Below are 1,722 nucleotides of genomic sequence, written 5' to 3'. Positions count from 1 at the left end.
CAAGACGGTAAACCAGGAGGCAGTGGAAAATAAGAGATGAATGTCTTACCCCGAGAGATCTCGTGGACAGGCAAGCCGAGCAAGCTTTAATAACAGCGATCGTAAGCCTGGTCAAAAAAGGTTAGCCACGAGAAGTCAGCTGAGGTCATAGTAGCGATGAAGGCTCTGTAATAGAGCTGGATGCGAAGGACCTAATGTTTGTAAGAGAATATCCTGCTATAAGCAATGTTCAGACAGTCCGAATAAGAGGATAGCCTAGCACAAAGAGAACGTAACTCTTTGATGGTGAAAGCAATTGGGACGATTCCGAATAGATTTACAAATAGAAATGGAGATATCACGAGATGGAATTGATAGAGCAGATTTTAAGCCAAGGCAATCTCAAAGAAGCAATTCACAGAGTCAAAATCAATAAGGGCGCTCCTGGAGTGGACAATAAAACGGTCGATGAGCTTGACGGCTACTTTAAGAAGCACCAAGCGGAAATCAAGGATTCGATCATGAAAATGAAATATCGTCCGCAAGCCGTACGTAGAGTCTACATACCTAAAGCCAATGGCAAGAAGCGTCCGCTGGGAATCCCAACCGTCGTGGATCGGGTAATCCAACAGGCAATCGCCCAAGTCTTGATGAAGATATATGATCCCCGCTTCAGCGACCATAGCTATGGCTTTAGACCAAAACGCAGTGCTCACGATGCCATAGAGCAAGTCTTGGAATACCTAGATGAAGGCTACCAATGGGTAATTGATTTAGACATTGAGAAATACTTTGACACGGTCAATCATGATAAATTAATTTCAATAATCAGAGAGCAGGTAAACGACAAAACCACCCTCCACTTGATCCGGGCATTCCTAAAAGCCGGAATCATGGAAGATGGCTTGGTTAAGCCCAATAAGCTTGGCGTGCCACAAGGCGGACCTCTTTCGCCGATTCTATCGAATATCTATTTAGATAAAATGGATAAGGAATTAGAACAAAGAGGCGTGCACTTCGTGCGCTATGCCGATGACTGCAATATCTTCGTTAAAAGCAAAAAGTCGGCTGATCGGGTCATGAAGTCAATCTCGTCATGGCTAGAAAGGAAACTGTTCTTAAAGGTCAACGCAACTAAAACTAAAGTCGTGCGACCAACCAAGAGCAATTTTCTAGGATTTACCTTCTGGAAAAACGGCGAACGCTGGCAGACAAAGCCAGGAGACGACCGCAAAGCCAAGCTCTACGACAAGATTAGAGAACTGTTGAGTCGCCGTAAAGCAGCTGCCCAGCCCTTATCAGTGGTTTTTACTAAGATAAATCAAGTAGTCAGAGGCTGGATCAACTACTTCAAAATTGGCGATATGAAACACTTTCTGTTTAAATTCAGTCAATGGATGCGCCATAAGATACGAGTAGTAATCATTAAGCAATGGAAGCGCTCCAAAAGAATATATACCAACCTGATGCGAATAAACAAGGCGCTAAAGTGCAACTTTAGCGACGAAGATATCCGCAAAGTAGCCAATGCGCGATTAGGATGGTATAAGCGCAGTGCAGGACAAGTCGTAAATTTCCTGCTCAGTCCCCAAGTCTTAGGGATAAAGAAAGCAGATCGCCCAGGATTGGTCGATCCGCTAGAATATTATATATCTCGTAAAGAATTACAAATGTAGCGCCGGATACGGAACCGTACGTCCGGTGCAATGAGAGGGGCGAGAATTAAACTCCCTCTACTCTATT

General features: G+C 44.1%; 1 protein-coding gene. It reads left to right on the top strand.

Annotated elements, in window-relative coordinates:
* Positions 1-344 precede the first annotated feature (344 nt).
* On the top strand, positions 345-1,655 hold the full coding sequence (ltrA, locus tag B5E95_RS10250; RefSeq protein ID WP_087236567.1) for a group II intron reverse transcriptase/maturase: 1,311 nt from the start codon (positions 345-347) through the stop codon (positions 1,653-1,655).
* Positions 1,656-1,722 lie beyond the last annotated feature (67 nt).

The organism is Lactobacillus gallinarum (genome assembly GCF_002160635.1).
GTDB lineage: Bacteria > Bacillota > Bacilli > Lactobacillales > Lactobacillaceae > Lactobacillus > Lactobacillus gallinarum.
The sequence above is the reverse complement of the archived record's forward strand: the minus strand, read 5'-3'. Positions and strand labels throughout refer to the sequence as shown.

Excerpts from the sequence above, each read along its gene's own strand:
- ltrA (WP_087236567.1), top strand. The coding sequence starts at position 345 with ATGGAATTGATAGAGCAGATTTTAAGCCAAGGCAATCTCAAAGAAGCA.